We start from the raw sequence: 25,445 nt of genomic DNA on the forward strand, positions 1-25,445 counted from the left end.
GTAGTTTCACAATGCCACGACAGCCTGGCTATTGTGCCGATCCCCCCCTCTATATACTAGTAGGCTGTATGGCTGCTTGACTCGCCGATCCAGGTGTCTTGCGCCAACCCCGACCCGGGTCGCTTTGAGCGGAATCTGAAATGAGCCAACAGTTTCAACACGATGTTCTGGTGATTGGCAGCGGTGCTGCCGGCTTGAGTCTTGCGCTGACCTTGCCCGGTCATCTGCGCATTGCCGTATTGAGCAAAGGCGACCTCGCCAACGGCTCGACATTCTGGGCCCAGGGCGGTGTTGCTGCCGTACTGGATGACACCGACACTGTTGAGTCCCATGTCGATGACACACTCAATGCCGGCGGCGGCCTGTGCCATGAAGATGCAGTGCGCTTTACCGTCGAGCATAGTCGTGAGGCGATTCAGTGGCTGATCGATCAGGGCGTCCCCTTCACCCGCGATGAACAGTCCGGCACCGAAGACGGTGGTTTCGAATTCCACCTGACCCGCGAAGGCGGCCACAGCCATCGGCGCATCATTCATGCTGCCGACGCTACAGGCGCAGCGATTTTCAAGACGTTGCTGACCCAGGCGCGGCAAAGACCGAATATCGAACTGTTAGAACAACGGGTTGCAGTCGATCTGATCACTGAAAAACGTCTGGGCCTGGGTGGCGACCGTTGCCTTGGCGCTTACGTGCTGAACCGCGGCACTGGCGAAGTCGACACCTTTGGCGCGCGCTTCACCATCCTCGCCTCCGGTGGCGCAGCGAAAGTCTATCTCTATACCAGTAACCCCGACGGCGCCTGCGGTGATGGCATTGCTATGGCCTGGCGCTCGGGTTGCCGGGTGGCGAATCTGGAATTCAATCAGTTCCACCCCACCTGCCTGTATCACCCTCAAGCCAAGAGTTTCCTGATCACTGAAGCCCTGCGCGGCGAAGGTGCGCACCTGAAACTGCCTAACGGCGAACGCTTCATGCAGCGCTTCGACCCTAGAGCCGAACTGGCGCCGCGCGACATCGTCGCCCGCGCCATCGACCATGAGATGAAGCGTCTGGGCATCGACTGCGTGTACCTGGATATCAGCCACAAGCCGCAAGCGTTCATCAAAAGCCACTTTCCGACCATGTATGAGCGCTGCCTGGAATTCTCCATCGATATCACCAAGCAGCCGATCCCGGTGGTCCCGGCGGCGCACTACACCTGCGGCGGGGTGATGGTCGATCAACATGGCCGTACCGATGTTCCGGGCCTTTATGCCATTGGCGAAACCAGCTTTACCGGTTTGCACGGGGCCAATCGCATGGCTAGCAACTCGCTACTGGAGTGTTTTGTCTATGCCCGCTCGGCGGCGGCGGACATTCTTGAGCAGTTACCGCAGATCTCGCACCCTGTCGCCCTGCCCGCCTGGGACGCCAGCCAGGTCACCGACTCCGACGAAGACGTGATCATTGCGCACAACTGGGATGAGTTGCGGCGTTTCATGTGGGACTACGTCGGTATCGTGCGCACCAACAAACGCCTGCAACGGGCGCAGCACCGTGTGCGTCTGCTGTTGGATGAGATCGATGAGTTCTACAGCAACTATAAAGTCAGCCGCGATTTGATCGAGTTGCGCAACCTGGCTCAGGTTGCCGAACTGATGATCCGCTCAGCCATGGAGCGCAAGGAAAGCCGAGGCCTGCATTACACCCTCGATTACCCGAATATGCTGCCGGTTGCCCTCGACACTATTCTGGTGCCGCCCACCTACGCCGACTGAATTTGAGCCGAACCCGCAGGCGCCGGTGCACATCCGCCGCCTGCGAGTCACGCGGCACGCAGATCGACCGCACGCGCCGCTCACCGCGCAGACGAAAACGCAGCACGACAATCACTGGCAATGCCAGGCTATCAGGCCGCAACTGCACAGCCTGCCAGCCATGGGCGGCATTCCACAGTTGCCAGCCATCGGCATCACGGCGCAAACCGGTGAACGATGCGGGATGAGTCAACAGTATCTGCCGCGGTAGCGCCCACAGGCCATGAGTCAGGCACAGCGCAACACCGAGCAGACTCGCCCAGATCGGTATAGAGAGAAGAGACAGCGAACCCAGCGCGAACAGCTGAGCCAGAAGATAAGCCGCCAGCAACTGCCGCGAGGCATGCCAGCGGCATTCGAAATAACTACTTGGGCTGGACACGGTCCAGAATCATCCGAACCATGCGCTGCAGCTCAGGATCTTCCGATTCGGCGCGTTCCATGAACCAGCCGAACATGTCCTGATCTTCACACTCAAGCAGCCGGGTGTAGCATTCGCGGTCTTTGGCATTCAGATGCGGGTAGACCTCTTTCACGAATGGCACCAGCAATACATCCAGCTCAAGCATGCCGCGGCGGCTGTGCCAATAGAGGCGATTCAGTTCAACATCTTCGACCATGGAGCGCTCCTCAAATTAGAGCGCAAGTATACAGCCCGAGGCCACGGCGAACAGTCGGCTTTGGTCGGGACCAACTATCCTTTGTGAACTACCCATTTCAAGGGCGCCCCCTTATGATGTCCCTCAGACTCTTTACCCTGCGATGACCCATGGCTGATTCTGCTTTTTTCTGCACGTTGTCCCACGAAGGTGTTCTCGCCGTTCGCGGCCCGGACGCCAGCAAATTCCTTCAGGGGCAACTGACCTGCAACCTCAATTACCTGAGCGAAACCCAGGCCAGTCTCGGCGCACGCTGCACGCAGAAAGGCCGCATGCAATCGAGCTTTCGCATCCTGCTTGAAGGCGATGGCTACCTGCTGGCGATGGCCACCGAGTTGCTGGAGCCGCAACTGGCGGATCTGAAAAAGTACGCCGTATTCTCCAAATCCAAACTGACCGACGAAAGCACTGCCTGGGTTCGCTTCGGTCTCGGCCAGGCTGATGCCGCGCTGGCCGCCCTGGGTCTTGATCTGCCGCCAGAAACCGACGCCGTAGTGCGCGGTAACGGCCTGATCGCGATTCGTGTCTCCCCCGACAGAGCCGAACTCTGGACGGCCGCGGATCAGGCCCAAACCCTGCGTGGTCAATTGTCCGCGCAGCTAATCGAAGGCGATTTGAATCAGTGGTTGCTCGGACAAGTTCGAGCTGGCATCGGTCAGGTCATGCCAAGCACCCGCGAGCTGTTCATCCCGCAGATGCTTAACCTGCAAGCCATCGGCGGCGTGAGCTTCAAGAAAGGCTGCTACACCGGCCAGGAAATCGTCGCGCGCATGCAGTACCTGGGCAAACTCAAGCGTCGTCTGTATCGACTGCAACTGGACACTGCCGAGTTGCCAGAGCCCGGCACGCCGCTGTTTTCCCCGACCCATGGCAGTTCTATCGGCGAAGTGGTCATCGCCGCCCGTACCGAACAAAACATTGAACTTCTGGCAGTGCTGCAAGCCGAAGCCGCAGAAGGTGGCGTCATCCATCTTGGCGCCCTCGAGGGCCCTGCCCTGCAACTGCTTGACCTGCCTTACCAACTGGATCGCGATCGCGAAATCCAGCGTTAATTGCAGCACCTTTTTTGCAACACCCTAGAGAACAGAAATGAGTGAGCTGGCGGAAAAGGTCCAACAGGATTTGGTTGAGGCCATCGATAACGATGACCTGGTTCTGCCAACGTTACCGGAAGTGGCCCTCAGGATTCGCAAGGCTGCTGAAGACCCGGAAATCAGCGTCAGTACGCTAAGCAAAGTGATTGGGCTCGATACGGCGTTGTCGGCGCGCCTGATCAAGGTGGTCAACAGCCCGTTGCTGCGTGCGACCCAGGAAGTGACCGACCTGCACACAGCGATCACCCGGCTGGGCATCAACTACAGCAGCAACCTCGCCATCGGCCTGGTCATGGAACAGATTTTCCATGCCCGCTCCGAGGTGGTGGCGCAAAAAATGCGCGACGTCTGGCGCAGGAGCCTGGAAGTGGCGGGAATCAGTTATGCCCTGTGCCGCAGCCATACTCAACTGAAGCCGGATCAGGCGGCCCTCGGCGGGCTGGTGCATCAGATCGGGGTACTACCGATTCTGACCTACGCCGAAGATCACTATGAGCTGTTGTCGGACCCGGTCAGCCTCAACCATGTGATCGAGCACATTCATCCGTTGCTCGGTGACAAGCTGCTCAGTGTCTGGGAATTTCCGGAAATGCTGGTGAAGCTGCCGGGGCAATACCTTGACTTCAAGCGTCAGTCAGAGCGGGTCGACTATGTCGATCTGGTGCAGATCGCCACGCTGTACTGCCACAAAGACACCGAGCACCCACTGGCCAGGATCGACATGATCAACGTGCCGGCCTTAAAAAAGCTGGGCATTGACCCCGAAAACAAGGCTATGTGCGTCGATCTGGAAGAATCTCGGTCGATGTTTTACTGATCAAGACCGAGGCGCCCCCATCGCGAGCAAGCTCGCTCCCACATTGAATCGAGCCGTACACAAACATTGTGTCCATTGAAGATCAACTGTGGGAGCGAGCTTGCTCGCGATGGGGTCAGTCCAGACACTGAATAACTACCCCGCAATAAAACTCACCCGAACCTTCAAGCCTGCCTGCGCACCGTCGTGCAGGCTAATCTGCGCCAAATGGGCGCGGCAGATTTCACCGACAATCGCCAAGCCCAATCCTGAACCAACGCCCTGCTGGTTACTCCGGTAAAAACGTTCGAACACCCGATCACGCTCCTCCTGTGGAATCCCCGGCCCGTCATCTTCTACTTCCAGCACGGCAGGAGCGGTGACGCGCAAGATCACATTGCCGCCCGGCGGTGTATGGGCCAGTGCGTTATCCACCAGATTGCTCAACAGCTCATTGAGCAACGTTGGTTCGCCCCGCAACCACACGGGTTCATCGGCCTCCAATGCCAAAGCAACGCCCCGAGCGTGAGCCAGCGGCGCCATGGCCATGCCCAACTCGCGGGCCAACTGGCTGAGATCAAGCAACTGCGCACCACCCTCGGCAATCGCCCGAGCGCCGTTTTCGATACGCGCCAGCGAGAGCAGTTGATTGGCAAGGTGCGTCAGGCGGTCCGTGCCCTGAGCGGCGCTTTGCAGCGTGGTGTGCCAGGTTTCGGGTTCCGTAGCACGCAGGCCCAACTCAAGACGCGCCTTTAAGGCTGCCAGCGGCGTGCGCAGCTCATGGGCCGCATCAGCAATGAACTGCGCCTGACGCTCGAACTGCCCGCGCAAACGCTCGGTAAAGTGATTGAGTGCCCGCACCAGCGGCCACAACTCGCGCTGCACTTCCACCAGCGGCAAGGCGCGCAGATCATCAGGTTGACGCTCCTCCACCGCGGTACGCAACCGCTCCAACGGGCGCAACGCGGCACTGACGGCAAACCACACCAACAGCAACGCGCCCATGGCCAGTAAGCCCAGACGCAGCAGGGTGTCGGTCATCAGGCTGCGGGCCATGCGGACCCGTGCCTCGTCGGTTTCCGCCACGCGGATTTCCGCCATGCCGTTCATGTTCGGCTCACTGACGGGCTTGAGCAGGCTCACCACCCGCACGTTTTGCCCTTGGTATTGGGCGTTGTAAAAGCGCGCCAACGCCGGGTAATCATCGGTACGTGGCGTACCTGGCGGCGGCCCGGGCAGGTTTTCGTAACCGGAAATCAGCTTCTGGTGAATGTCGTTGACCTGGTAGTAAATCCGCCCGGCGCTGTCATAGGCGAAGGTGTCGAGGGCGACGTAAGGCACGTCGGCACTGAGACTGCCGTCGCGCTGGGACAAGCCGGCGGCAATGGTTCTTGCCGAGGCCAGCAAGGTCCGATCATAAGCAGTGTCGGCGGCTTCTCGACCGTTCCAATAAGCGCTCAAACCGCTGGCCAGCATCAACACCACCAGCAACAGCGCAAGGTTCCACAGCAACCGCCAACGCAGGCTGCTGGGCTTATGCATCGCGGGTTTCCAGCAGGTAGCCAAGCCCGCGGAAGGTCACGATCGCCACAGGCTGACCATCGAGCTTCTTGCGCAAGCGGTGGACGTAGATTTCGATAGCGTCGGGACTGGCCTCCTCGTCCAGACCAAACACCTGGGAGGCCAATTGTTCCTTGCTCATCACCCGGCCGGGCCTGGCGATCAGTGCTTCGAGTACCGCCTGTTCGCGGGAGGTCAGGGTCAACAGATCATCGCCTAGAGTGAAGCGCCGCGTGTCCAGGTCATACACCAATACGCCGCAACGCTGCTGGCGCTCGCCGCCAAGCACGCTGCGGCGCAGCAATGCCTTGACCCGTGCTTCAAGCTCCGTGAGTTCAAAGGGTTTGGCCAGGTAATCGTCGGCGCCAAGGTTGAGCCCATGAACCCGATCCTTGACGTCGCTGCGGGCAGTCAACATCAGCACCGGCAGGTTTTTCCCGCGAGCGCGCAATCGCGCCAGCACCTCGAAACCGTCCATGCGCGGCAGGCCGACGTCGAGGATCGCCACTGCGTATTCCTCGCTGCTCAGGGCCAGGTCGGCGGCCACTCCATCGTGCAGCACATCGACGGTCAGACCGATGCTTTTCAGCGCCTGGGCGACACTTTCGGCTAGCTGAAGATGGTCTTCGACGAGAAGAACACGCATGGATCACTACCTCATTCAGGAACGGTCGACGCCATTCTTTGGCGCGGAGTTTACAGCCGCATCCGCCGCTGTGAAGCCTGAAAACAGTGAAAGTCTGCTGAAAGGTTAGCGAAAGGTTGGCCCGTTAGAGTCCAGCCACGGACAGTTTCGACTGCCGTGACTACTGAGGAGTAGTTACCGAAAAACGCCTCGAAGCGTTTTCGCCAATAAGAACAATAACGGAGTACTTCACCATGCTGTCCATGCAGCCTCAGGTTCGCCCACCTGTTCGTTTTTCCCGAATCAGCCAGACCACCCTTGCCAGTGTCGCCGCCCTCGCAGGCTTCTCGCCGTTAAGCCAGGCAGCCTTCTTCGAAGACAGTAGCGGCACGCTTGAAACCCGCAACATGTATTTCAACCGAGACTTCCGCGATGGCACCAGTGCCCAGCAATCCAAGCGTGACGAATGGGCTCAGGGCTTCATGCTCAACCTGCAATCGGGTTACACCGACGGCACCGTAGGTTTCGGCGTCGACGCGCTGGGTATGCTCGGGGTCAAGCTCGACTCCAGCCCCGACCGCACTGGCACCGGCCTATTGCCGACTCACGATGACGGGCGTGCCGCTAACGAATACTCCAAGCTCGGCCTGACTGGCAAAATGAAGATCTCCGCCACCGAACTGAAGATCGGTAGCCTGATCCCGGAACTGCCGATCCTCAAGCCCAACGACGGGCGCATCCTGCCGCAGACTTTCGAGGGCGGTCTGCTGACCTCCAAGGAAATCAAGAACCTGACCTTCACCGGCGGGCGTTTGAATAAAGCCAAGGATCGCGACAGCACCGACTTCGAGGACATTGCCCTCAACAACAAGAACAGCCGTTTCGTGTCGGGTGCCACCGGCAAACATTTCGACTTCGGCGGCGTAGATTACAAGTTCACCGACAAGATCACCGGCAGCTACCACTTCGCCCAACTCGATGATGTGTACAAACAGCACTTCATTGGCGCGGTCGCCTCGCAACCCTTCGGCCCCGGCACTTTCGCGACCGACCTGCGTCTGGCTATCAGTGACGACCAGGGTGCGGCCCGTGGCGGCAATATCGACAACAAATCCCTCAACGGTCTGGTCAGCTATGCCTTGAACGGGCATAAACTCACCGCCGGCTATCAGCACATGTCCGGCGACAGCGCATTTCCCTATGTCGATGGCAGCGACCCTTACCTGGTCAACTTCGTCCAGATCAACGACTTTGCCGGCGCCGAAGAGCACTCCTGGCAGGCCCGCTACGACTATGACTTCGCCAAGCTCGGTATTCCTGGCCTGAGTTTCATGAGCCGTTACATCAGCGGTGACAATATCAAGCTGAAAAACGGTGAGACCGGTAAAGAGTGGGAACGCAACAGCGAGATCAAGTACGTGGTGCAAAGCGGCACCTTGAAAGACGTCGCCGTGCGCCTGCGCAATGCTACCTACCGCTCCAACTACTCAGCTCGCGACGCTGATGAAATGCGTCTATTAGTCAGTTACAGCGTTGCACTCTGGTAATCAAAAAACCAATAACAACTCCCGTGGAGACAACAATGAACTTATCACTGCGTACATTCGCCCTGGCCGCCAGCTGCATGCTCTTTGCTGGCCAATTGCTCGCCGAGCCGAAACGCCCGGAATGCATTGCCCCGGCCTCGCCGGGCGGTGGTTTCGACCTGACCTGCAAACTGGCGCAAAGCGCGCTGGTCAACGAAAAACTGCTGAGCAAACCGATGCGTGTGACCTACATGCCCGGCGGGGTCGGCGCGGTGGCTTACAACGCGGTGGTCGCTCAGCGCCCGGCCGACGCCGGCACGCTGGTCGCCTGGTCCAGTGGTTCGTTGTTGAACCTGGCCCAAGGCAAGTTCGGGCGTTTCGATGAAAACGCCGTACGTTGGCTGGCAGCGGTCGGCACCAGCTATGGCGCCATCGCAGTGAAAAGCGACTCGCCCTACAAGAACCTCGACGACCTGGTCCAGGCGCTGAAGAAAGATCCGAGCAAAGTGGTGATCGGTTCCGGCGGCACCGTCGGCAGCCAGGACTGGATGCAGACAGCACTGATCGCCAAGGCCGCCGGGATCAACCCGCGAGACCTGCGTTATGTCGCTCTGGAGGGTGGCGGTGAAATTGCCACGGCTCTGCTCGGCGGCCACATCCAGGTGGGTAGCACCGACATCTCCGACTCCATGCCACACATCCTGAGCGGTGACATGCGCCTGCTGGCGGTATTTGCCGAAAACCGCCTGGACGAGCCGGAAATGAAAAACATTCCGACCGCCAAGGAACAGGGCTATGACATCGTCTGGCCGGTGGTACGTGGTTTCTACCTCGGGCCAAAAGTCAGCGACGAAGACTACGCCTGGTGGAAAGCCGCCTTCGACAAACTGCTCGCCTCGGAAGACTTCGCCAAGCTGCGCGATCAGCGCGAACTGTTCCCCTTCGCCATGACCGGCCCGGAGCTGGACACCTACGTGAAGAAGCAGGTCGCCGACTACAAGGTGCTGGCCAAAGAGTTCGGTTTGATCCAGTGATCGCCTCTGTCTAGCGGTTGCGCCCCTGCGCATCAGGGGCGTGACCCAGGAGTTTCCCATGCTCTTACAACGCATTTTCGCGTCCGTGCTGCTACTGGTCTGCATTGGCCTGGCACTGATGGCGTGGCCGTATCAGGCCGCATTTTCCTACGAACCGGTCGGGCCTCGGGCCTTTCCCCTGCTGATGCTCAGCCTGATGGGGCTGGGTCTGCTTTACATGATTTTTCGCCCGGCGCCGATCGTGCACAGCGAAGACGAACCGCAACTGGACCGCGAAACGCTGACCAAGATCGGCATCTGCGTGGTGCTGTTGCTGGTATTCGCCGGAACTTTCGAACCGCTCGGATTTGTTGTTTCCAGCATCCTCGTCGGCATTCCAATGGCGCGTCTGTATGGCGGACGCTGGTTACCTAGCGTTGTGATCATCAGCCTGATGAGTATCGGTCTGTACCTGCTGTTTGATCGGGTAATGGACGTGCCACTGCCTTTGGGCCTGCTCGACGTTCTGGAGAATTGATATGGATACCCTGAATTATCTCGGCCAGGGTTTTGGCGTTGCGTTGACACCGTACAACCTGGTGACCGCGCTGTGCGGCACCCTGATCGGTACGGTGGTCGGCCTGCTGCCAGGCCTGGGCCCGATCAACGGCGTGGCACTGTTGATCCCGATTGCCTTCGCCCTCGGTCTGCCGCCGGAATCGGCGCTGATTCTGTTGGCTGCGGTTTATCTGGGCTGCGAATACGGCGGCCGCATCAGTTCGATCCTGTTGAACATCCCTGGTGAAGCCTCCACCGTAATGACCACCCTCGACGGTTACCCAATGGCCCGCCAGGGCATGGCTGGTGTGGCGTTGTCATTGTCGGCCTGGAGCTCGTTCATCGGCGCCTTTATCGCCACCTGCGGCATGGTGTTGTTCGCCCCGCTACTGGCGAAATGGGCAATCGCCTTCGGCCCGGCGGAATACTTTGTGCTAATGGTCTTCGCCATTGTCTGCCTCGGCGGCATGGCCGGCGATCGACCGCTCAAGACCTTCATCGCGGCGCTGATCGGTTTGTTCCTGTCGTCTGTCGGTATCGATGCCAACAGCGGCGTATACCGGTTCACCGGTGACAACATCCACCTCACTGACGGCATTCAGTTCGTCGTACTGGTGCTGGGTCTGTTCTCCATCAGTGAAATCCTCTTGCTGCTGGAAAAAACCCATCGCGGCCAGGAAGCGGTGAAAGCCACCGGCCGCATGATGTTCAACTTCAAGGAAGCGGCGTCGGTATTCACGGTGAATATCCGTTGCGGTGTGCTGGGTTTCATCATGGGCGTGTTACCGGGTGCCGGTGCGACCCTGGCCAGTGCCGTGGCCTACATGACCGAGAAACGTATCGCCGGTGCCAGCGGCACGTTCGGCCAGGGTGACGTGCGTGGTCTTGCGGCACCGGAAACCGCCATCGGCGGTGCTGCCTGCGGCGCGCTGGTGCCAATGCTGACGCTGGGTGTACCCGGCTCAGGAACCACCGCGGTGATGATCGGCGCGCTGTCGCTGTACAACATCACCCCCGGTCCGCTGCTGTTTCAACAACAGCCGGACATTGTCTGGGGCCTGATCGCCTCGTTGTTCGTCGCCAACGTTATGCTGGTGATCCTCAACATCCCGATGATCCGCATCTTCACCCGCATCCTCGCAGTGCCGAACTGGGCACTGGTACCGGTGATCGCCATCATCACCGGGATCGGTGTTTACGCCGTGCATGCCACTACCTTCGATCTGTTCCTGATGATCGGCATCGGCATCTTCGGCTACATCCTGCGCAAGCTCGACTTCCCGCTGTCGCCGGTCCTGCTGGGCTTCATTCTCGGCGGCCTGATGGAACAGAATCTGCGTCGTGCACTGTCGATTTCCAACGGTGCACTGGAGATTCTCTGGTCGAGCCCGATCACCTTCGGCGTCTGGGTGCTGACGGCGATCATGCTGTTGATGCCAATCCTGCGAATCTGGCGCAAACGTTCCGTAGCGCGGCGTGCAATCGCCGATGTTTGATCGACCCTTCAAAAGCTGGTGGGGAACACCGCTAGTCGGTCTGCTTGGCGGTTACCTCGCCAGCCAGATTGGCTGGCCGCTGCCATGGATGGTCGGCTCGTTGCTGGCGATCATTCTGGTGCGCTGCCTGACACCCTGGCAGCTGGCGGGCGTAAATGCGGTCAGTGGATCGTGGGCATCGGCATAGGCCTGCACTTCACCCCTGTGGTGATCGAGCAGGTCATGAGCCACTTCGGTTTGATCTTCTTCGGTGCCTTGGTCACCAGTCTGTCCAGCGTGGTCGGGGTCTGGTTGCTGCGACGCACCGGAGAGGATCGCGCCACCGCATTTTTCTCCAGCATGCCCGGCGGTTCCGGTGAGATGGTCAACCTCGGCGCACGCAATGGCGCGGTGCTCAGTCGCGTCGCGGCCGGGCAGAGTTTGCGGGTGCTGGTGGTGGTGTTATGTGTGCCGGCAGCGTTCAAGTACGTGTTGGGAGAAGGCGCTCCGGTGCTTCATCCAACGGCTGTCGATTGGCGCTGGCTGGCGGTGCTATTTCCGGCGGGCGCCCTGCTCGCCTGGCTCTGGCAGCGTTTGCGCCAACCTAACCCGTGGTTGTTCGGGCCGTTGCTGGTGAGTGCGGCGGTGAGCATTACCTGGGATCTGCATATCGGCCTGCCGAATGGCGGCAGCCAGATCGGTCAGTGGTTGATTGGCAGCGGTTTGGGGTGTCACTTCAATCGGCAGTTCTTCCGTCGAGCGCCATCGTTCATGGGGCGGACCTTGATCGGCACGGCATTGACCATGTTGATCGCCACCCTGGCGGCACTAGGCCTTAGCGCCCTGACGCAGCTGGACCTGCGTTCACTGACGCTGGGCATGATGCCCGGTGGCATCGCTGAAATGAGCCTGACCGCCGAAACCTTACAGCTGTCGGTACCACTGGTGACCGCGATGCAGGTGATGCGGTTGCTGTTTGTGTTGTTTCTGGCGGAGCCGTTGTTCCGGTATTGGAACCGACAACCGGATTCCGTCTGATCGACCGAGGTGCCTTCATCGCGAGCAGGCTCGCTCCCACACTGGATTTTCAGTGTTCACACAATCAATGTGGGAGCGAGCCTGCTCACGATGAGGCCCTACCAGTCAGCGCATCAAACCGGCGGCAATCGCCACTCGATCGGCGTCTCGCCATTCTGCTCAAGAAACTTGTTGGCCCGGCTAAAGTGCCCACAACCGAGGAACCCGCGATAAGCGGACAGCGGCGATGGATGCACTGAGGTCAGCACCAGGTGTTTGGTCGCGTCGATCAGTTTCTGCTTGCCCTGGGCATGGGCGCCCCATAGCAGGAATACCAGGTGCGGTTGGTGTTCGCTGACGATCTCGATAACCCGGTCAGTAAAATGCTGCCAGCCCTTGCCCGCGTGGGAGTTGGCGTTGGCGCGCTCGACGGTCATGGTGGTGTTGATCATCAGCACGCCCTGCTCGGCCCAGCTTTGCAGGCAGCCGTGTGTGGGGATGTCGATGTTCAGATCGCGTTTGAGCTCTTTATAGATGTTTACCAGCGACGGCGGTGCCGGAACGCCTGGTTGCACCGAAAAGCATAAGCCGTGAGCCTGGCCCGGACCGTGATACGGGTCCTGACCGAGGATCACCACCTTGACCTTGTCCAGCGGGGTCAGGTTAAGCGCGTTGAAAATCATCGGGCCCGGCGGGTAGATTTCCTTGCCGGCAGCATGTTCCTGACGCAAAAATTCGCGCAACTCTGCCATGTACGGCTGGTCGAACTCAGCACGCAGTGCCTCCTTCCAGCTCGGTTCGAGTTTGATACGGTCGTCAGAAGTCATCGCTTGGTCCAGAAAAAACAATGGGCGCACCCTAGGAAAGCTCGCCACGCTTGTCAATTGATCTGATGCAGAACCGGCACTTTCCCACACAGCGATCATACTGAACGCTCAATTCAGTCATCGAGGTCAAAATGAATCTGCACTTCGAAGAACTCACAGGCACCGACGGCGCACGTATCGGCATCGCCAGCCTGGATGCAGAAAAGTCCCTGAACGCCCTCTCCCTGCCAATGATCAACGTCTTGAGCGAACGCCTGGACGTCTGGGCCAAAGACCCGCAGATCGTTTGCGTATTATTACGCGGTAATGGCGCCAAAGCATTCTGCGCCGGCGGTGAGGTACGCAGTCTGGTTGAGGCCTGTCGTGCTCATCCGGGTGAAGTTCCGCCTTTGGCTGCGCACTTCTTTGCGGCGGAATATCGCTTGGACTACAGCCTGCACACCTACCCAAAACCGCTGATCTGCTGGGGCCATGGCTACGTGCTCGGCGGCGGCTTGGGGTTGTTGCAAGGCGCCAATATCCGCATCGTGACGCCGAGTAGTCGTTTGGCCATGCCGGAAATCAGCATCGGCTTGTACCCGGATGTCGGCGCCAGTTGGTTTCTCTCGCGCCTGCCGGGCAAACTCGGGTTGTTCCTCGGTTTGACCGGCGCCCATATGAATGGCCGCGATGCGATCGATCTGGACCTGGCCGACCGCTTTCTGCTGGATGAACAGCAAGAAGAACTGATCGAAGGCCTGCTGCAACTGAACTGGCAAGAACAGACGCCAATGCAGCTGAACAGCCTGCTCAAGGCTTTACAACAAGAAGCGGTCGGGAAGATGCCCGAGCCACAATGGTTGCCGCGGCGTCAGCAGATCGACGAGTTGCTGGATGTGAGTGATGTGCGCTGTGCCTGGCGCGCCATCAGCCTGCTGCGTGAGCACAACGACCTGCTGCTCAGCCGCGCTGCGAAGACCCTGAGCGAGGGTTGCCCGCTGACCGCACATCTGGTCTGGGAGCAAGTCAGCCGCGCTCGGCACCTGTCACTGGCCCAGGTGTTCCAGATGGAATACACCATGAGTCTAAACTGCTGTCGTCATCCGGAATTCCGCGAAGGGGTACGCGCGCGGTTGATCGACAAGGATCAGAAGCCGCATTGGCATTGGCCCGATATCAATGCAATTCCGGACGCGGTGGTCGAAGCGCATTTCCACAAAGTTTGGGAAGGTCGGCATCCGCTGGCGGATTTGTCCAACTACTGAAATCCCAGGCATAAAAAAGCGGCGCTTGATGCGCCGCTCGATAACAGTAGTGCTTAGCGGTTCCAGTCGCCTCCGTGGCCGCGGTCTCCGTGATCACGGTCGCCGTGACGGTTGTCGCCATGACGCTCCTCATGCCGATCCTCATGACGACTCTCACGACGGTCATCATGGCGATCATGGGAATCCCAACCGCGGTTTGGATAAGGCCGGTACGCCGCACGTGGAGCCTCGTAATACCGTGGAGCTGACTGGTAATACCGAGGCGCTGGGTAATAACGCGGCGACGGTGCGTAGTAGCGACTGCGGTCTTGATAGTAGGACCCGCCACCGTAGTAATAAGCCGGAGCAGGCGTGGTGTAGACCTCGGAACGGTAGTAGCTCGGTCCTCCATCGTAGTAAGGCACGCACGCAGTAAGAGACAAACCCAGTAAAGCAATCAGAATAAGTCGACGATACATGGCGGCCTCCTGGACCGCGAAAGAGCACACACCAGCGACGCTGGTCGGCGACAGCCAGCAATTAGCTGGCTGTCGAAACATCTGACAGCAAAAACGGAATCTGGTGCGATTGCGCACTACATAAATACAAGTGGCGTAAAGCCATGATCGCCCCATCCCAGTGCGAACAAGCGCCACAACAAAGCACGATAACCCACGTACATCTCCCAATGTTTTCGCCAAGCCTTCTAGATCGGAGCTCGACAACACAATTTGCAATAGCCGATTGCGGTAAAGGTTTGGGAGTTGCCGAGCAGTGAGTTGGGTTCGTTTCTGACCGGGATTCCCGCGCCGTTGGGATTGGGCAAGGTGCAGTTGGCGGATGGCCGTTGGGAAAGCGGGTTTATCTGTGAATCCTACGGACTGGAGGGCGCGACGGATATTAGTCATCTGGGCGGCTGGCGGCGGTATCTTGAGACCGGGGTCTGATCCGGCATCCGCCCCTCACCCTAACCCTCCCGGAACGCCGGACCGCCCCAAAGGGTAGAGGGGACTGACCGAGGTGTTTGGTCGATCTGCTGCGACCTGGAATTCGAGGTCGAACTCAAGCGTTGAAAGGCATGAAGATCGGCTCCCTTTCCCCTCGCCCCCTTGGGGAGAGGGCTGGGGTGAGGGGTGGATTTTCCAGACACCAAAATTTCAACGCATGTGCACCGCAGCCCCCACCATTCCCTCCACAAATGAAACGGTTATTTCCGTGCCGTGCCATTAGAATGCCCCCACCCGGTCTCTGCCAACGGAATCGCTATGCTGCTTCGCTCTGCGCTGTATTCGCAACGTTCGTTGGTGTTCACGCTGATCGCGCTGCTGGGCTGTGGCTTCCTCGCCACCTCGCTGCTCAGTTACTACGCGTCGCGGACGTCGATTCGCGACAACATCGTCAATACCGAGCTGCCGCTGACCTCGGACACGGTCTACTCGGAGATCCAGAAAGACCTGGTCCGGCCGATCCTGATTTCCTCAATGATGGCCCGCGACACCTTTATGCGTGACTGGGTGGTGGCCGGTGAACACGACCCCGAGCAAATGACCCGCTACCTCAACGAGGTCATGACCCACTACGACGCCTACACCGCGTTCTTCGTCTCCAACAGCAGCCTGACCTACTACCACGCCAAAGGTGTGCTGAAAAAAATCAGCGCCGAGGCGTCCCGTGACGCTTGGTACTTTCGCGTGCGCGACTTGGCCGAGCCGTATGAGATCAACGTCGATCTGGACATGGCCAACCATGACAGTCTGACCGTCTTCATCAACTACAAAGTCTACGACTACAAAGACCAGTTCATCGGCGCTGCCGGCGTCGGCCTGACCGTCGACGCGGTGATCAAGCTGATCGACAAGTATCAGCAGCGCTACCAACGCAGCGTGTACTTCGTCGACACCTTCGGCCGTCTGGTGCTCACCGGCGCCGAAGGCGGGCCACAAGGCGCACGGGTCGGGCAGACCCTCAGCGAACTCGATAGCATGAAAGACCTGCTGACCAAACAGCCCAAACCCCATAGCGGCAGCTATGAGTATTCGGCCCAAGGCCAGGGACATTTCCTCAACGTGCGGTTTATCCCCGAGCTGAACTGGTACCTGTTCGTCGATAAACGCGAAGACAGCGCCTTCGGTGAAGCCCGCCAGTCGCTGTACCTCAACCTGCTGATCTGCCTGATCGTCACGCTAATTGTCCTGACCCTGCTCAACCGCGTGGTCAACCGCTACCAACGCAAGATCGAAGCCCAGGCGACCCTCGACAGCCTCACCGGCCTGCCCAACCGTCGCGGCTTCGACCTACTGGCGATCCAGGCCATGCACGAAGCCCAGCGCGAACCGAAACCGCTGACGGCCTTGCTGCTGGACCTCGACCATTTCAAGCGTTTGAACGACACCTACGGGCACCTCGCCGGTGACCAGGTACTGGCCGGTTTCGCCCGTAATCTGGAAAGCTGCCTGCGCCAGTCAGACATCGTCTGCCGCTGGGGTGGCGAAGAGTTCATCGTGCTGCTCAAGGACACCGACAGCACTAATGCTCAGATGATTGCCGAGAAGATCCGTCAACAGATTGAGCAACAACGCTATGCCTATGAAGGGCAAGCACTGCAGATCACTGTCAGCATCGGTCTCACGACCCTGCAACCCGACGACACGCTGCACAGCCTGCTATCGCGCGCCGACCATGCGATGTACCGTGCGAAACAAACTGGCCGCAACCGAACCTGCGTGGAAATGCCTCGATCAAGCTATGAATAAACCTGACTTCTGCCCGGCCTGTGGCGCCCGCAACGACTGCGCCCTGGCCGATCCGCGAACCGCCGACCACGCCTGCTGGTGCTACGGCGTCAGCATCGACCCGTCGGTACTCGAAGCGCTGCCCGCCGAACTGCGCGACAAATCCTGCCTGTGCCCGCGCTGCGCGCAAGTCGAGGCGCAGTTATAAGCAGCCACCAAGCTGATCACGTAAGATGCGCGACCCTTTTCCGATCAGACGATATCCATGCGCGTTGACCGCTTCCTCAGCAACCTGCCCCGCTTCAACCGCAAACAAGTACGCTTGCTGCTGGTGGAGCGACGGATCAAGGTCGACGGGCAAGTGGTCAGCGATCCTCACTTTGATGTGCGCGAGTTCAGCCGCGTCGAGTGCGACGATGAAGTGCTGCAAGCCGGAAAACCGCCGCGCTACTTCATGCTGCATAAACCACCGGGCTGCGTCAGCGCCACCAGCGACCCTGAGCATCCGACCGTGCTCGACCTGATGGATGAGCCAGACAAACACGAACTGCACATCGCCGGACGACTGGACTTCAATACCACCGGCCTGATGCTGATAACAAACGACGGCAGTTGGTCGCGACGCCTGACCCAGCCGCAGACCAAACTGCCGAAGGTCTACTACGTCGAAACCGAACAAGATATCGGCCCCGAGTACGCGCAGACCTTCGCCCACGGCCTGTACTTCGCCTTCGAAGACCTCACCACCCAGCCGGCCGAACTGCTTGTGCTCGGGCCAAAGAGCGCGCGGCTGAGCATCGTCGAGGGCCGTTATCACCAAGTGAAACGGATGTTCGGCCACTTCAATAACAAAGTCCTGCGCCTGCACCGTGAACGCATGGGGCCACTGGTGCTCGACGACACCCTTGCATCCGGCGAGTACCGTTCGCTGACCGCTAAAGAAATCCAGCAAATCTAAAACCCGCTGCCGAGTCACGACCATTCAGCAGAAGTTGTCGAACAATTCACAAACGGCACTTGCGGGATGAGCCTCTCCCTGCTTGAATCAAGCCGTCGGCCTAAATGTGACCGATGAGTCACCACCATACTTCTAAGAAACCTTTTGCCGGCAGTGAGCCCTCAGGCTCCGCATTCCCCCGGCAGATCGCCCGCCTATAACAATACCCGTCGACCTGATTTCACCGGATCGACATGGGCTCAAAAATTCCAGGCGTATGCCTACCTGTCACAAAGCTCGTGCAATCTCATTGCGCGCATACCCGCTTGCCAGGAGTCTTATGACATGAGGCCAGAAATCGCCGTGCTGGATATACAGGGTCAGTTCAGGGTTTACACGGAGTTCTATCGCGCAGATGCCGCAGAGAAGACCATCATTCTGGTCAACGGCTCAATGGCCACCACTGCGTCCTTTGCTCAGACTGTGAAAAACCTTCATCCGCAATTCAACGTCGTGCTTTACGACCAGCCCTACGCGGGCAAGTCCAAAGCCCACAACCTGCACGAGAAAATGCTCACCAAGGAAATTGAGGGGCAGATTCTCCTGGAGCTGATCGACCACTTCGCCGCCGAACACGTGCTGTCATTCTCCTGGGGCGGCGCAGCGGCATTGGTCGCCTTGGCGCATCGTCCACGGCGTATTGAAAAAGCTGTGATCAGTTCGTTCTCCCCAGTGATCAACGAACCGATGCGTGACTACCTCGAACGCGGTGTCGACTACCTCGGCAGCCTGGACCGCGACCGTGTCGGCAACCTGGTCAACAGCACCATCGGCAAACACCTGCCGTCGTTGTTCAAACGCTTCAACTACCGGCACGTCAGCAGCCTGGCCGAACACGAATACGGGCAGATGCACTTCCACATCAGCGACGTGCTCAATGGCGATCGCCTGTGCTACCTCAACGTTGCCAAGAAAATCGACGTACCGGTGCTGTTCATGAACGGCGAATGGGATGAATACACCGCCGCCGGCGATGCCAAACTCTTCGCCAACCATGTGCAACACAGCACCTTCAGCACCATTCAGGCCACCGGGCACTTTCTCGACATGGAACACAAAGCCGCCTGCCGAGACAGCCGCCACGCCCTGATGGGATTCCTGAAACCTGCTCAGCACGAAAACCGACCGCGCTACCAGTTCGTCCAGGATCACCATGCATTCGCAATTTGATGAAACGTCATCGCGAGCAAGCCACGCCCTACAGAACTAATACATCTCTGTAGGAGCGAGGCTCGCCCGCGATAGACCGCAACGCGGTCTCTCATTTCATATGCGCCCCAGATCGTCAGCGCTGACCCCAGCCGCCGTCGACGATTGAATGCTGCCTGCCGCTCCCCGAAAAAACCACGTAAACACAGATACTCCAAAGAAAAACTTCAAATCCTCGCCCACATCTGGTACAAAGTCAGCCGCTCTGAGCGGGTGTCGTATAATGGTATTACTCCAGCTTCCCAAGCTGATCACGCGGGTTCGATTCCCGCCACCCGCTCCACTCAATTGAGTCCAACGTCGCGATGTTTTGACGAGGGACGTAGAAACAAAAAACCGGCCCACGTGGCCGGTTTTTTTGTGGGTGCCGTTTAAGTGCTGCTTTCAAGGCCCGCATACAGCCCGTGCCGAAAGAGTCTGGAAGGACGAGCGCTTTTACCGCGTCGCCACAATAAACAACCGTGGAAATGGCAGCAGCACTACACCATCAGCCAATGTGGGATACGCCTGTTCGATCGCAACGGTATAGCGCCTCAGGTACTCCTCGCGCTCAGCCTCGTCGAGTGGATCAAGAAAAGGCCGCAGGCCACTGCCCTTGAACCACTCCACCACCGCAGCGGCGCCGCCTGCAAGGGGGTGATGGTAGGTAGTACGCCAGACATCCACCCGGGCACAGCTTGAACGCAACACACCGTAGTAGCTGCTAGCATCGGCCATCGCCGTTCGCTGACCCGCGACGCCGGCGAGTTTGTCTGCCCAGGGACCTTGGCCAGCAGTTTCGCGCATCAGGCGGTGGGCAGGCTCGTTGAGGTTGTCTGGCATCTGAATGGCCAGGCTGCCACCCGGAGCGAGCCGAGCCACAAGAGACGGCAGCAGGGTCGTGTGGTCAGGCAGCCATTGAAGAACGGCGTTGGCCAGAATCACATCAAACGGACCAGGCTCATCCCACCCTTCGATGGCCACCGTGTCGAACTGAACATCCGGTAAGCGCTTGCGGGCGGCTTCGATCATGTCGAGCGAACTGTCCAACCCACGGACCGTCGCATTCGGAAAGCGCGCCGCCAGCAGCTCTGTTGAATTACCGGGGCCGCACCCGATATCAATCACGGAACGGGCTTGGGTCGTGGGTACGGCGGCCAACAGATCACGTGCCGGACGCGTACGCTCATCTTCAAAAGCAACATATTGCTTGGCAGACCAGCTCATCGCGTGCTCCTCGGTTCTTTGTCCTGATGGGTAGACCACTCTTCAGGTTAAACACGCTACATCGACAAACGTGCTTTGCCCCTGCGCTCGCCAAGGTATGCCGTGGCTGACATTCAGGCAATCACTGCCAAGCCCCGAAAAAATTCAGAAACACTCCAAGCCCCCCGCAATCCACACTATCGCGCCTCACCTTTCTACACTTGGACCCTTATGGCTTATCACCAACCATCAAATTTGTCGGTGGTTATAGTGTTGATAGGATTTTTTTCAGTAAGTATAGTAACCACCGACACACCACAAGGAGGTGATGTGAATAGCCGATTTTTGATATGCCAAATCGTCGCTGACGGTTGGTATCTGGTAAGGGTCAGAGGCCGTCATCACCACTTCAAGCATCCAACGAAGCCCGGACTGGTGACGATCCCACATCCGAAAAAGGATTTACTGAAAAAGACGGCCACCAGCATTCTGAAACAGGCCTTGCTTTGATGAGCCGGGCGCACAGCGCCCGCGGAGGACAACGAACATGCTTTACCCAATTGCGATTTCAATGGGCGATGACGCACACGCCTGGGGCGTAGAAGTGCCGGATATTCCTGGCTGCTTCTCGGCCGGCGATGACCTGGACGATGCCATGGCCATGGCACGGGAAGCCATCGAAGGGCACTTCGACATTCTGGCCGAGGACGGCGCCCCGATCCCGCAGGCCAACAAAGTCACTGTTCACGCGGCCAATCCACTATACGCGGGCTGCACCTGGGCTGTGGTTGATATCGATGTGACCAAGTATCTTGGCAAAGCCCAAAAACTCAACATCACCCTCCCCTGCTACCTGTTGACCCGTATCGACGAATACGTGCTGCATCACCCGGAAGAGAAAAGCCGCTCGGGATTTCTGGCCTCGGCAGCGCTCAAGGTGTTACAGCAGGGTTGAACGTCAGCGAAATGGAGCACCAAAAAAGATGACTCAAAACATCTACGACAACCCCGACTTCTTTGCAGGCTACAGCCAACTCGGCCGCTCTGTTGAAGGCCTGGCCGGTGCCGCCGAATGGCCTGCGCTCCAGGCGATGCTGCCGCCGATGACTGGCCTCAACGTCGTAGACCTCGGTTGCGGTTACGGCGCTCGACATCGAGGCACTCTTGCAGATTTAAACAAGACAGAACCGGCCTTGATCGCCGGTTTTTTATCGCCAATTGTTCACCAACCATACCATTCGTCTAGCTAATTGCCGTTTGTTTTGACAGCCATCCTTTCAGATCTATAGTCCAACCGCGGCCTGTTGGAAGGAACTCGGACCGTCACGTTAAAGGCAAGGAGCCAGGCCAGCTCGTACCCTGTGTTAGGTGGGTCCCGATAGTTTTGTGTAATTACAACAGCCGCAATGGAGTTTGTGCTGTCGTGTCTGGTTGATGCCAGGCATTCACTATGAAAAGGAGCTTTACGATGTCTAGAGTCACGGATGTGTTGGTCTCTATCGATACTGAAACCATTCTGAAAAACTACCCGAACATCAGTAAAAACCCCGCCTCGCCTACGCTTATCGATGTCAATCATGTGTACATGGTCACCAACCAGAACAACGTGATCAGTGGCCAGGCTGGCGGCGAGCTCAATCTGAAAGCCCAGGTCGGCGATCTGATTCGCTGGCGCGAAACCAGCCTGTCGCAGAGCTTCGAAACCGCAGTGATTTTCTACAAGTTCGTCGGCAACCAGGGCAATGACCTGATCTCGACACCCACGCCGCGCAAGGCTACCGCCTGCGTTGCAGTCCCCAATACCAGCAACCCGTCTGTGCCCAGCTGCCAGAAAGTCGATAACCATTACTGGTCTTCGGAAACCCTCTCCACCGGCAGCGTGACGTACCATTTCCACTTCCTGATCGTGGATCGCGACTGCCAGATCGTTGGCTGCTGCTCGTGGGATCCGTTCATTACCATCCGTAACTGACGTAGGCGGCCCCTTGGCGACAAGGGGCTTTCCGATCTCGCTTCCGCCCCCACTGGAACTGGATGTCGTGCTTGAGCCGGGGCGGCTGTCGCAATCCGTCTACATCATGAAAGGAATCCGTGATGTCCACAGACACGCTCCTCCCTCCTTCAAAAAATACCGAACCCGCCAATAATTTATTGCTCATCGTCGACGCTGAAACCTTGCTGTCACGCTATCCACAACCCAGCCTTGAACCGGACAGCCCGACACTGATTGACGACGGACTCATCTTCGTTACAGGTGGTACTCAAACAAAAAAATCCGTAAAAAATGACAGCCTTATTACACTGACCGCGACCAACGGAAAAACCTTTCACATCCGCGGCCGCACCGTCGGTCTGCAGGCTGAACACAGCGTGGTGTTTTACGACGTTACAGTCGGCGATGCCGGCGTGCTTTCGCCCCCGCAGCTGATTGTCCACAGTGGCCTGACCTTGCCTGCGCCCAACCCTGAGAATCCAACCCAACCGGTCAGTCAGAAGGCTGATGACCATTACTGGCAATGCAAGCAGCTAGCCCCCGGTGTGGAGAAGTGCGAGCTGAGTTTTGTGGTGGTTAACACGCGTTGCGAAGCGATGGGTTACTTCAGTTGGGTGGTTGAGGTGAAGCTGTCTAGTTAAGAAACACGCAGTACTTCGACGTAAACCGGAGACTTTCGGCGCATGCCAGATCTTTTTGGGGGGGCGTCCAGTGCTTAACTAACAGGCATTAGAACCCCCCTCGTCACAGGTTTTGCGCCCGGCGGTGCTTTTATCAGCCATCCATCCGGGTTGGCTGGCGGCTGACCTGCAACGCCCTGGCCATTTGCAGATGGTTTTCGAGTTTGGGCAAAGTTTCTTCGGCGAAGGCTTTAAGCTCAGGAACCTCAGAAGTCTGCGCTTGCTGTTGAATCTGTTGGATCGCCTCTTCAGTGGCTTTGACCTGGCTGGCGGCATAGGCCGCGTCGAAGGCGTCGCCGTCCTGTACATCAGGCATCAGCGTTTTGGCCTTGCTCACCACCTCTTCTCTGTCAGCGACCGGCAGCTCGAGTTTCTTGGCGATTTTGGCCAAATGCTGATTGGCCGTGGTGCGGTCATTGATGACCTGGATCGTGTAGTCCTTGACCTCTTTTGAGGAGGTTTTCTGGTGGGCCAGGCGACTGATTTCGATATCGGCGATGCCTTTGGCGGAGGCGTCGTTAATGAATTCGGCAGGCGATTGTGCAAAGGCACTGCTGGCGCCAAGACCGAGCAGCATGGCGAAACTGACGGTGCGTAATCGGGTGGCCATCCGACTCATTGGTCGCGCCCTCCTTAAAATGACAATTCAAGCGGGAGCTTGCGCCCCCGCCTCTCAATCAATGACTAGCTGCGTCCACTACCATGACCATGCTGGCCACCTTTGCGACCGGTTTCAGCTTTGGCAGGGTCTTTATCGACGGTCGTGGTGGTGGTTTTTCCACCTTTACGACCGGCTTCAGAGGCCTTGGTGCGGTCGTTAGGGGCGTGTCCCATGTTCGGGTTTTTTGAGGTAGGCATGATTCTCTTCCTCTTGTTGAATGTTTGTGGCGAGCGATGCCCGCATAGGATCTGAATTTTTTCGGCCGCAAAGGTTTAAAAAAGTTGCACCTGCCGCGACGAGCGGTGCCGATAAAGACACGAAAACCCGATCGGTGATCGGGTTTTCTGATTAAAAGGCGCCAGTGACAGGCTCCGCCAATTGATTGAGCTCAGGCGTGTATTCGCTGCGCCCACTTGACCGTATACATCGCCTCATCGGCGTGTTTGAACAGCTGCTTTTCTTCACTGCCGTGTTCGGGATAGAGCGCAATACCGATGCTCGGCAAGATGCTCAGGCTGTGACCGTCCAGACGCAGCGGCTGATTAAGGACGTGACAGATCTTATTGGCCACGGTGGTGGCGTCTTCCGGCGCCTGAACACTTTCGAGCAGGACCACAAACTCATCGCCGCCGATACGTGCCACGGTGTCGGTTTCACGTACACAGCCTTTGAGCCGATTGGCGACGGCTTGCAGCAGCAGGTCGCCAACAGCGTGCCCGTAGGTGTCGTTGACCTGCTTGAATTTGTCCAGGTCGACATACAGCAACGCCATTCGCCCAGACTCTTTTTGAGCGCCCAACAACGCTGCTTTCACCCGTTCGTGGAGCAACTCCCGGTTGGGCAGATGGGTCAACTGGTCGTACTGGGCCATGTACTGCAGCCGGGCATGCAGTTGCTTGCGCTCAATGGCCGCCGCGACCTGAACGCACACGTATTGCAGCAGCTCTTTGTCTTGTTCGGTGTAGCGCTCGCCACCCGGCGTGCTTTTTACAATCAGCGCACCGATGGTGCCCTTCTGTGAGTTGAGCGGCACCCCGAGCCAGCAGGGTGAATCCGGGGCGTTGATCAACCCCACAAACTCGGGCAACGGGCCATAGTTACCGGGGGTCAGCAATATCGGTTGGCCATTTCGAATCACTTCGGCGCACAGGCTGCCGGTCGTCGTACCCGCAGGCTCCGGACATAGCTCGTGGTCGCCGACATGGTAGGGAAAACTGATTTGCCCGCATTGTTCGTCGTACAGCGCCACAGAGAAGTTCAGCGCTGGCAGCCATTCGCCGATGATCCGGTGGATGCGCTCGAACAGCGCCAGCAAATCCTCGGCCGCATGAGCAGCCTCAGAGATCGCATAGAGCGCCGCCTGCTTGGATTCAGCCTGCTTGCGCTCGGTGATGTCGTGGGCCACGGCGATGCGCAGTTGATCGACCTCGGACCAACGCGCCGACCACATGATGTGCGCCACTTGCCCATCCTTGCGCACATAGCGGTTCTCGAAATTGGGCTTGGGTTGGCCATTCATAATTTCCCGGGCAGCTTGCAAGGTCCGGGCACGATCGGCGGGATGGACCATATTGATCATCTGCTGGCCGATCAGCTCATCAGGCGTATAGCCAAAAATACGCTCGCAAGCAGCGCTGACAAACACGAAGCGACCTTGGGCATCGACCGCACACACGGCGTCCAACAACAGGTCGATGTAGCTCGCCAGCGGCGCGGAGTTCTTGGTTGCCATCAGGAATCGATACTGTCCGTAAAAAATAAAACGCTGAGTATCAATCCATCGATCCGATCAACGGCTTTCGCCGATGAGCTGTTTTAG

At 58.4% G+C, this 25,445-nt stretch carries 26 protein-coding genes, 1 tRNA gene and 3 pseudogenes; 20 read left to right on the forward strand and 10 right to left on the reverse strand.

What is annotated here, in order from left to right; genetic code table 11:
- The first annotated feature begins 140 nt into the window (after positions 1 to 140).
- On the forward strand, positions 141 to 1,757 hold the full coding sequence (nadB, locus tag ACZYSM_RS15605; RefSeq protein ID WP_489072379.1) for an L-aspartate oxidase: 1,617 nt from the start codon (positions 141 to 143) through the stop codon (positions 1,755 to 1,757).
- On the opposite strand, the gene ACZYSM_RS15610 is transcribed toward nadB, so the two are convergent.
- Together ACZYSM_RS15610 and ACZYSM_RS15615 are read right to left on the reverse strand one after the other, a co-directional pair.
- A complete protein-coding gene (locus ACZYSM_RS15610) occupies positions 1,726 to 2,178 on the reverse strand; it encodes a protein YgfX (RefSeq protein ID WP_489072380.1) in 453 nt (150 codons plus the stop codon). The two genes, nadB and ACZYSM_RS15610, sit on opposite strands and share 32 nt — an antisense overlap.
- Complete coding sequence (locus ACZYSM_RS15615; RefSeq protein ID WP_150642083.1) at positions 2,162 to 2,416, reverse strand: FAD assembly factor SdhE; 255 nt, start codon at positions 2,414 to 2,416, stop codon at positions 2,162 to 2,164. The genes ACZYSM_RS15610 and ACZYSM_RS15615 overlap by 17 nt, the downstream gene beginning before the upstream one ends.
- A gap of 149 nt (positions 2,417 to 2,565) precedes the next feature.
- On the opposite strand from ACZYSM_RS15615, the gene ygfZ reads away from it, so the two are divergent.
- Both ygfZ and ACZYSM_RS15625 read left to right on the forward strand, forming a co-directional pair.
- Positions 2,566 to 3,507, forward strand: coding sequence for a CAF17-like 4Fe-4S cluster assembly/insertion protein YgfZ (ygfZ, locus tag ACZYSM_RS15620; RefSeq protein WP_489072381.1), 942 nt, complete (start codon positions 2,566 to 2,568; stop codon positions 3,505 to 3,507).
- 37 nt (positions 3,508 to 3,544) lie between these two features.
- Positions 3,545 to 4,366, forward strand: a complete 822-nt coding sequence (locus tag ACZYSM_RS15625) for an HDOD domain-containing protein (protein ID WP_489072382.1) — start codon at positions 3,545 to 3,547, stop codon at positions 4,364 to 4,366.
- Positions 4,367 to 4,501: 135 nt separating this feature from the next.
- Here the strand turns inward: ACZYSM_RS15625 and ACZYSM_RS15630 are convergent, their stop codons facing one another.
- The gene (locus ACZYSM_RS15630) at positions 4,502 to 5,887 is read right to left on the reverse strand and encodes a sensor histidine kinase (RefSeq protein ID WP_489072383.1); all 1,386 of its coding nucleotides are present in this window, start codon (positions 5,885 to 5,887) and stop codon (positions 4,502 to 4,504) included.
- Positions 5,880 to 6,551 (reverse strand): response regulator, encoded by a 672-nt coding sequence (locus ACZYSM_RS15635; protein ID WP_489072384.1) that lies wholly within the window; start codon positions 6,549 to 6,551, stop codon positions 5,880 to 5,882. The genes ACZYSM_RS15630 and ACZYSM_RS15635 overlap by 8 nt, the downstream gene beginning before the upstream one ends.
- Before the next feature lie 233 nt (positions 6,552 to 6,784).
- Between ACZYSM_RS15635 and ACZYSM_RS15640 the strand changes: the two genes are divergently transcribed.
- From ACZYSM_RS15640 to ACZYSM_RS15660, 5 genes and pseudogenes are all read left to right on the forward strand, one after another.
- Positions 6,785 to 8,077 carry an OprD family porin gene (locus tag ACZYSM_RS15640; protein ID WP_489072385.1) on the forward strand — a complete coding sequence of 431 codons (1,293 nt, stop codon included), beginning with the start codon at positions 6,785 to 6,787 and terminating at the stop codon, positions 8,075 to 8,077.
- A 35-nt stretch (positions 8,078 to 8,112) separates the two neighbouring features.
- Complete coding sequence (locus tag ACZYSM_RS15645) at positions 8,113 to 9,090, forward strand: Bug family tripartite tricarboxylate transporter substrate binding protein (protein WP_489072386.1); 978 nt, start codon at positions 8,113 to 8,115, stop codon at positions 9,088 to 9,090.
- Between the two features lie 58 nt (positions 9,091 to 9,148).
- Complete coding sequence (locus tag ACZYSM_RS15650) at positions 9,149 to 9,607, forward strand: tripartite tricarboxylate transporter TctB family protein (RefSeq protein ID WP_489072387.1); 459 nt, start codon at positions 9,149 to 9,151, stop codon at positions 9,605 to 9,607.
- Between the two features lies 1 nt (position 9,608).
- Positions 9,609 to 11,123, forward strand: a complete 1,515-nt coding sequence (locus ACZYSM_RS15655) for a tripartite tricarboxylate transporter permease (protein WP_489072388.1) — start codon at positions 9,609 to 9,611, stop codon at positions 11,121 to 11,123.
- Positions 11,116 to 12,140: pseudogene (locus ACZYSM_RS15660) on the forward strand (AbrB family transcriptional regulator). Before ACZYSM_RS15655 ends, ACZYSM_RS15660 begins: the two are co-directional and overlap by 8 nt.
- Positions 12,141 to 12,253: 113 nt before the next feature.
- Here ACZYSM_RS15660 and ung read toward each other — a convergent pair.
- Positions 12,254 to 12,946, reverse strand: coding sequence for a uracil-DNA glycosylase (gene ung / locus ACZYSM_RS15665; protein ID WP_489072389.1), 693 nt, complete (start codon positions 12,944 to 12,946; stop codon positions 12,254 to 12,256).
- Between the two features lie 131 nt (positions 12,947 to 13,077).
- On the opposite strand from ung, the gene ACZYSM_RS15670 reads away from it, so the two are divergent.
- Positions 13,078 to 14,190, forward strand: a complete 1,113-nt coding sequence (locus ACZYSM_RS15670) for an enoyl-CoA hydratase/isomerase family protein (RefSeq protein ID WP_489072390.1) — start codon at positions 13,078 to 13,080, stop codon at positions 14,188 to 14,190.
- A 53-nt stretch (positions 14,191 to 14,243) separates the two neighbouring features.
- Here ACZYSM_RS15670 and ACZYSM_RS15675 read toward each other — a convergent pair whose 3' ends face one another.
- Positions 14,244 to 14,648 carry a hypothetical protein gene (locus tag ACZYSM_RS15675; protein WP_489072391.1) on the reverse strand — a complete coding sequence of 135 codons (405 nt, stop codon included), beginning with the start codon at positions 14,646 to 14,648 and terminating at the stop codon, positions 14,244 to 14,246.
- Positions 14,649 to 14,912: 264 nt separating this feature from the next.
- Between ACZYSM_RS15675 and ACZYSM_RS15680 the strand changes: the two are divergent.
- From ACZYSM_RS15680 to ACZYSM_RS15705, 6 genes and pseudogenes are all read left to right on the forward strand, one after another.
- A pseudogene (locus ACZYSM_RS15680) lies at positions 14,913 to 15,116 on the forward strand (allophanate hydrolase-related protein); the annotation flags it as partial.
- A 318-nt stretch (positions 15,117 to 15,434) separates the two neighbouring features.
- The gene (locus tag ACZYSM_RS15685) at positions 15,435 to 16,922 is read left to right on the forward strand and encodes a sensor domain-containing diguanylate cyclase (protein ID WP_489072392.1); all 1,488 of its coding nucleotides are present in this window, start codon (positions 15,435 to 15,437) and stop codon (positions 16,920 to 16,922) included.
- A complete protein-coding gene (locus ACZYSM_RS15690; protein ID WP_489072393.1) occupies positions 16,915 to 17,109 on the forward strand; it encodes a cysteine-rich CWC family protein in 195 nt (64 codons plus the stop codon). Before ACZYSM_RS15685 ends, ACZYSM_RS15690 begins: the two co-directional genes overlap by 8 nt.
- Before the next feature lie 57 nt (positions 17,110 to 17,166).
- Positions 17,167 to 17,859, forward strand: coding sequence for a pseudouridine synthase (locus ACZYSM_RS15695; RefSeq protein ID WP_489072394.1), 693 nt, complete (start codon positions 17,167 to 17,169; stop codon positions 17,857 to 17,859).
- Positions 17,860 to 18,183: 324 nt separating this feature from the next.
- The gene (locus ACZYSM_RS15700) at positions 18,184 to 19,068 is read left to right on the forward strand and encodes an alpha/beta fold hydrolase (RefSeq protein WP_489072395.1); all 885 of its coding nucleotides are present in this window, start codon (positions 18,184 to 18,186) and stop codon (positions 19,066 to 19,068) included.
- A gap of 248 nt (positions 19,069 to 19,316) precedes the next feature.
- Positions 19,317 to 19,390, forward strand: a tRNA-Gly gene (locus ACZYSM_RS15705).
- Positions 19,391 to 19,542: 152 nt separating this feature from the next.
- Here the strand turns inward: ACZYSM_RS15705 and tam are convergent.
- A complete protein-coding gene (tam, locus tag ACZYSM_RS15710) occupies positions 19,543 to 20,313 on the reverse strand; it encodes a trans-aconitate 2-methyltransferase (protein WP_489072396.1) in 771 nt (256 codons plus the stop codon).
- A gap of 309 nt (positions 20,314 to 20,622) precedes the next feature.
- Between tam and ACZYSM_RS15715 the strand changes: the two genes are divergently transcribed.
- The 5 genes and pseudogenes from ACZYSM_RS15715 to ACZYSM_RS15735 all read left to right on the forward strand — a co-directional run bounded on the left by ACZYSM_RS15715 (position 20,623) and on the right by ACZYSM_RS15735 (position 22,926).
- A complete protein-coding gene (locus tag ACZYSM_RS15715; protein WP_489072468.1) occupies positions 20,623 to 20,802 on the forward strand; it encodes a type II toxin-antitoxin system HicA family toxin in 180 nt (59 codons plus the stop codon).
- Positions 20,803 to 20,839: 37 nt separating this feature from the next.
- Positions 20,840 to 21,247, forward strand: coding sequence for a type II toxin-antitoxin system HicB family antitoxin (locus ACZYSM_RS15720; protein ID WP_489072397.1), 408 nt, complete (start codon positions 20,840 to 20,842; stop codon positions 21,245 to 21,247).
- Positions 21,248 to 21,275: 28 nt separating this feature from the next.
- A pseudogene (locus ACZYSM_RS15725) lies at positions 21,276 to 21,437 on the forward strand (SAM-dependent methyltransferase); the annotation flags it as partial.
- 323 nt (positions 21,438 to 21,760) lie between these two features.
- Positions 21,761 to 22,264 carry an inclusion body family protein gene (locus ACZYSM_RS15730; protein WP_489072398.1) on the forward strand — a complete coding sequence of 168 codons (504 nt, stop codon included), beginning with the start codon at positions 21,761 to 21,763 and terminating at the stop codon, positions 22,262 to 22,264.
- 122 nt (positions 22,265 to 22,386) lie between these two features.
- Positions 22,387 to 22,926, forward strand: a complete 540-nt coding sequence (locus ACZYSM_RS15735) for an AidA/PixA family protein (protein WP_489072399.1) — start codon at positions 22,387 to 22,389, stop codon at positions 22,924 to 22,926.
- A gap of 133 nt (positions 22,927 to 23,059) precedes the next feature.
- Here the strand turns inward: ACZYSM_RS15735 and ACZYSM_RS15740 are convergent, their stop codons facing one another.
- The 3 genes from ACZYSM_RS15740 to ACZYSM_RS15750 form a co-directional block, all read right to left on the reverse strand.
- Positions 23,060 to 23,584 (reverse strand): DUF4142 domain-containing protein, encoded by a 525-nt coding sequence (locus tag ACZYSM_RS15740; protein ID WP_489072400.1) that lies wholly within the window; start codon positions 23,582 to 23,584, stop codon positions 23,060 to 23,062.
- A gap of 65 nt (positions 23,585 to 23,649) precedes the next feature.
- On the reverse strand, positions 23,650 to 23,823 hold the full coding sequence (locus ACZYSM_RS15745; RefSeq protein WP_489072401.1) for a con-10 family general stress protein: 174 nt from the start codon (positions 23,821 to 23,823) through the stop codon (positions 23,650 to 23,652).
- A gap of 191 nt (positions 23,824 to 24,014) precedes the next feature.
- Positions 24,015 to 25,358 (reverse strand): sensor domain-containing protein, encoded by a 1,344-nt coding sequence (locus ACZYSM_RS15750; RefSeq protein WP_489072402.1) that lies wholly within the window; start codon positions 25,356 to 25,358, stop codon positions 24,015 to 24,017.
- Positions 25,359 to 25,445 lie beyond the last annotated feature (87 nt).

It is taken from the genome of Pseudomonas sp. F220 (genome assembly GCF_057813935.1).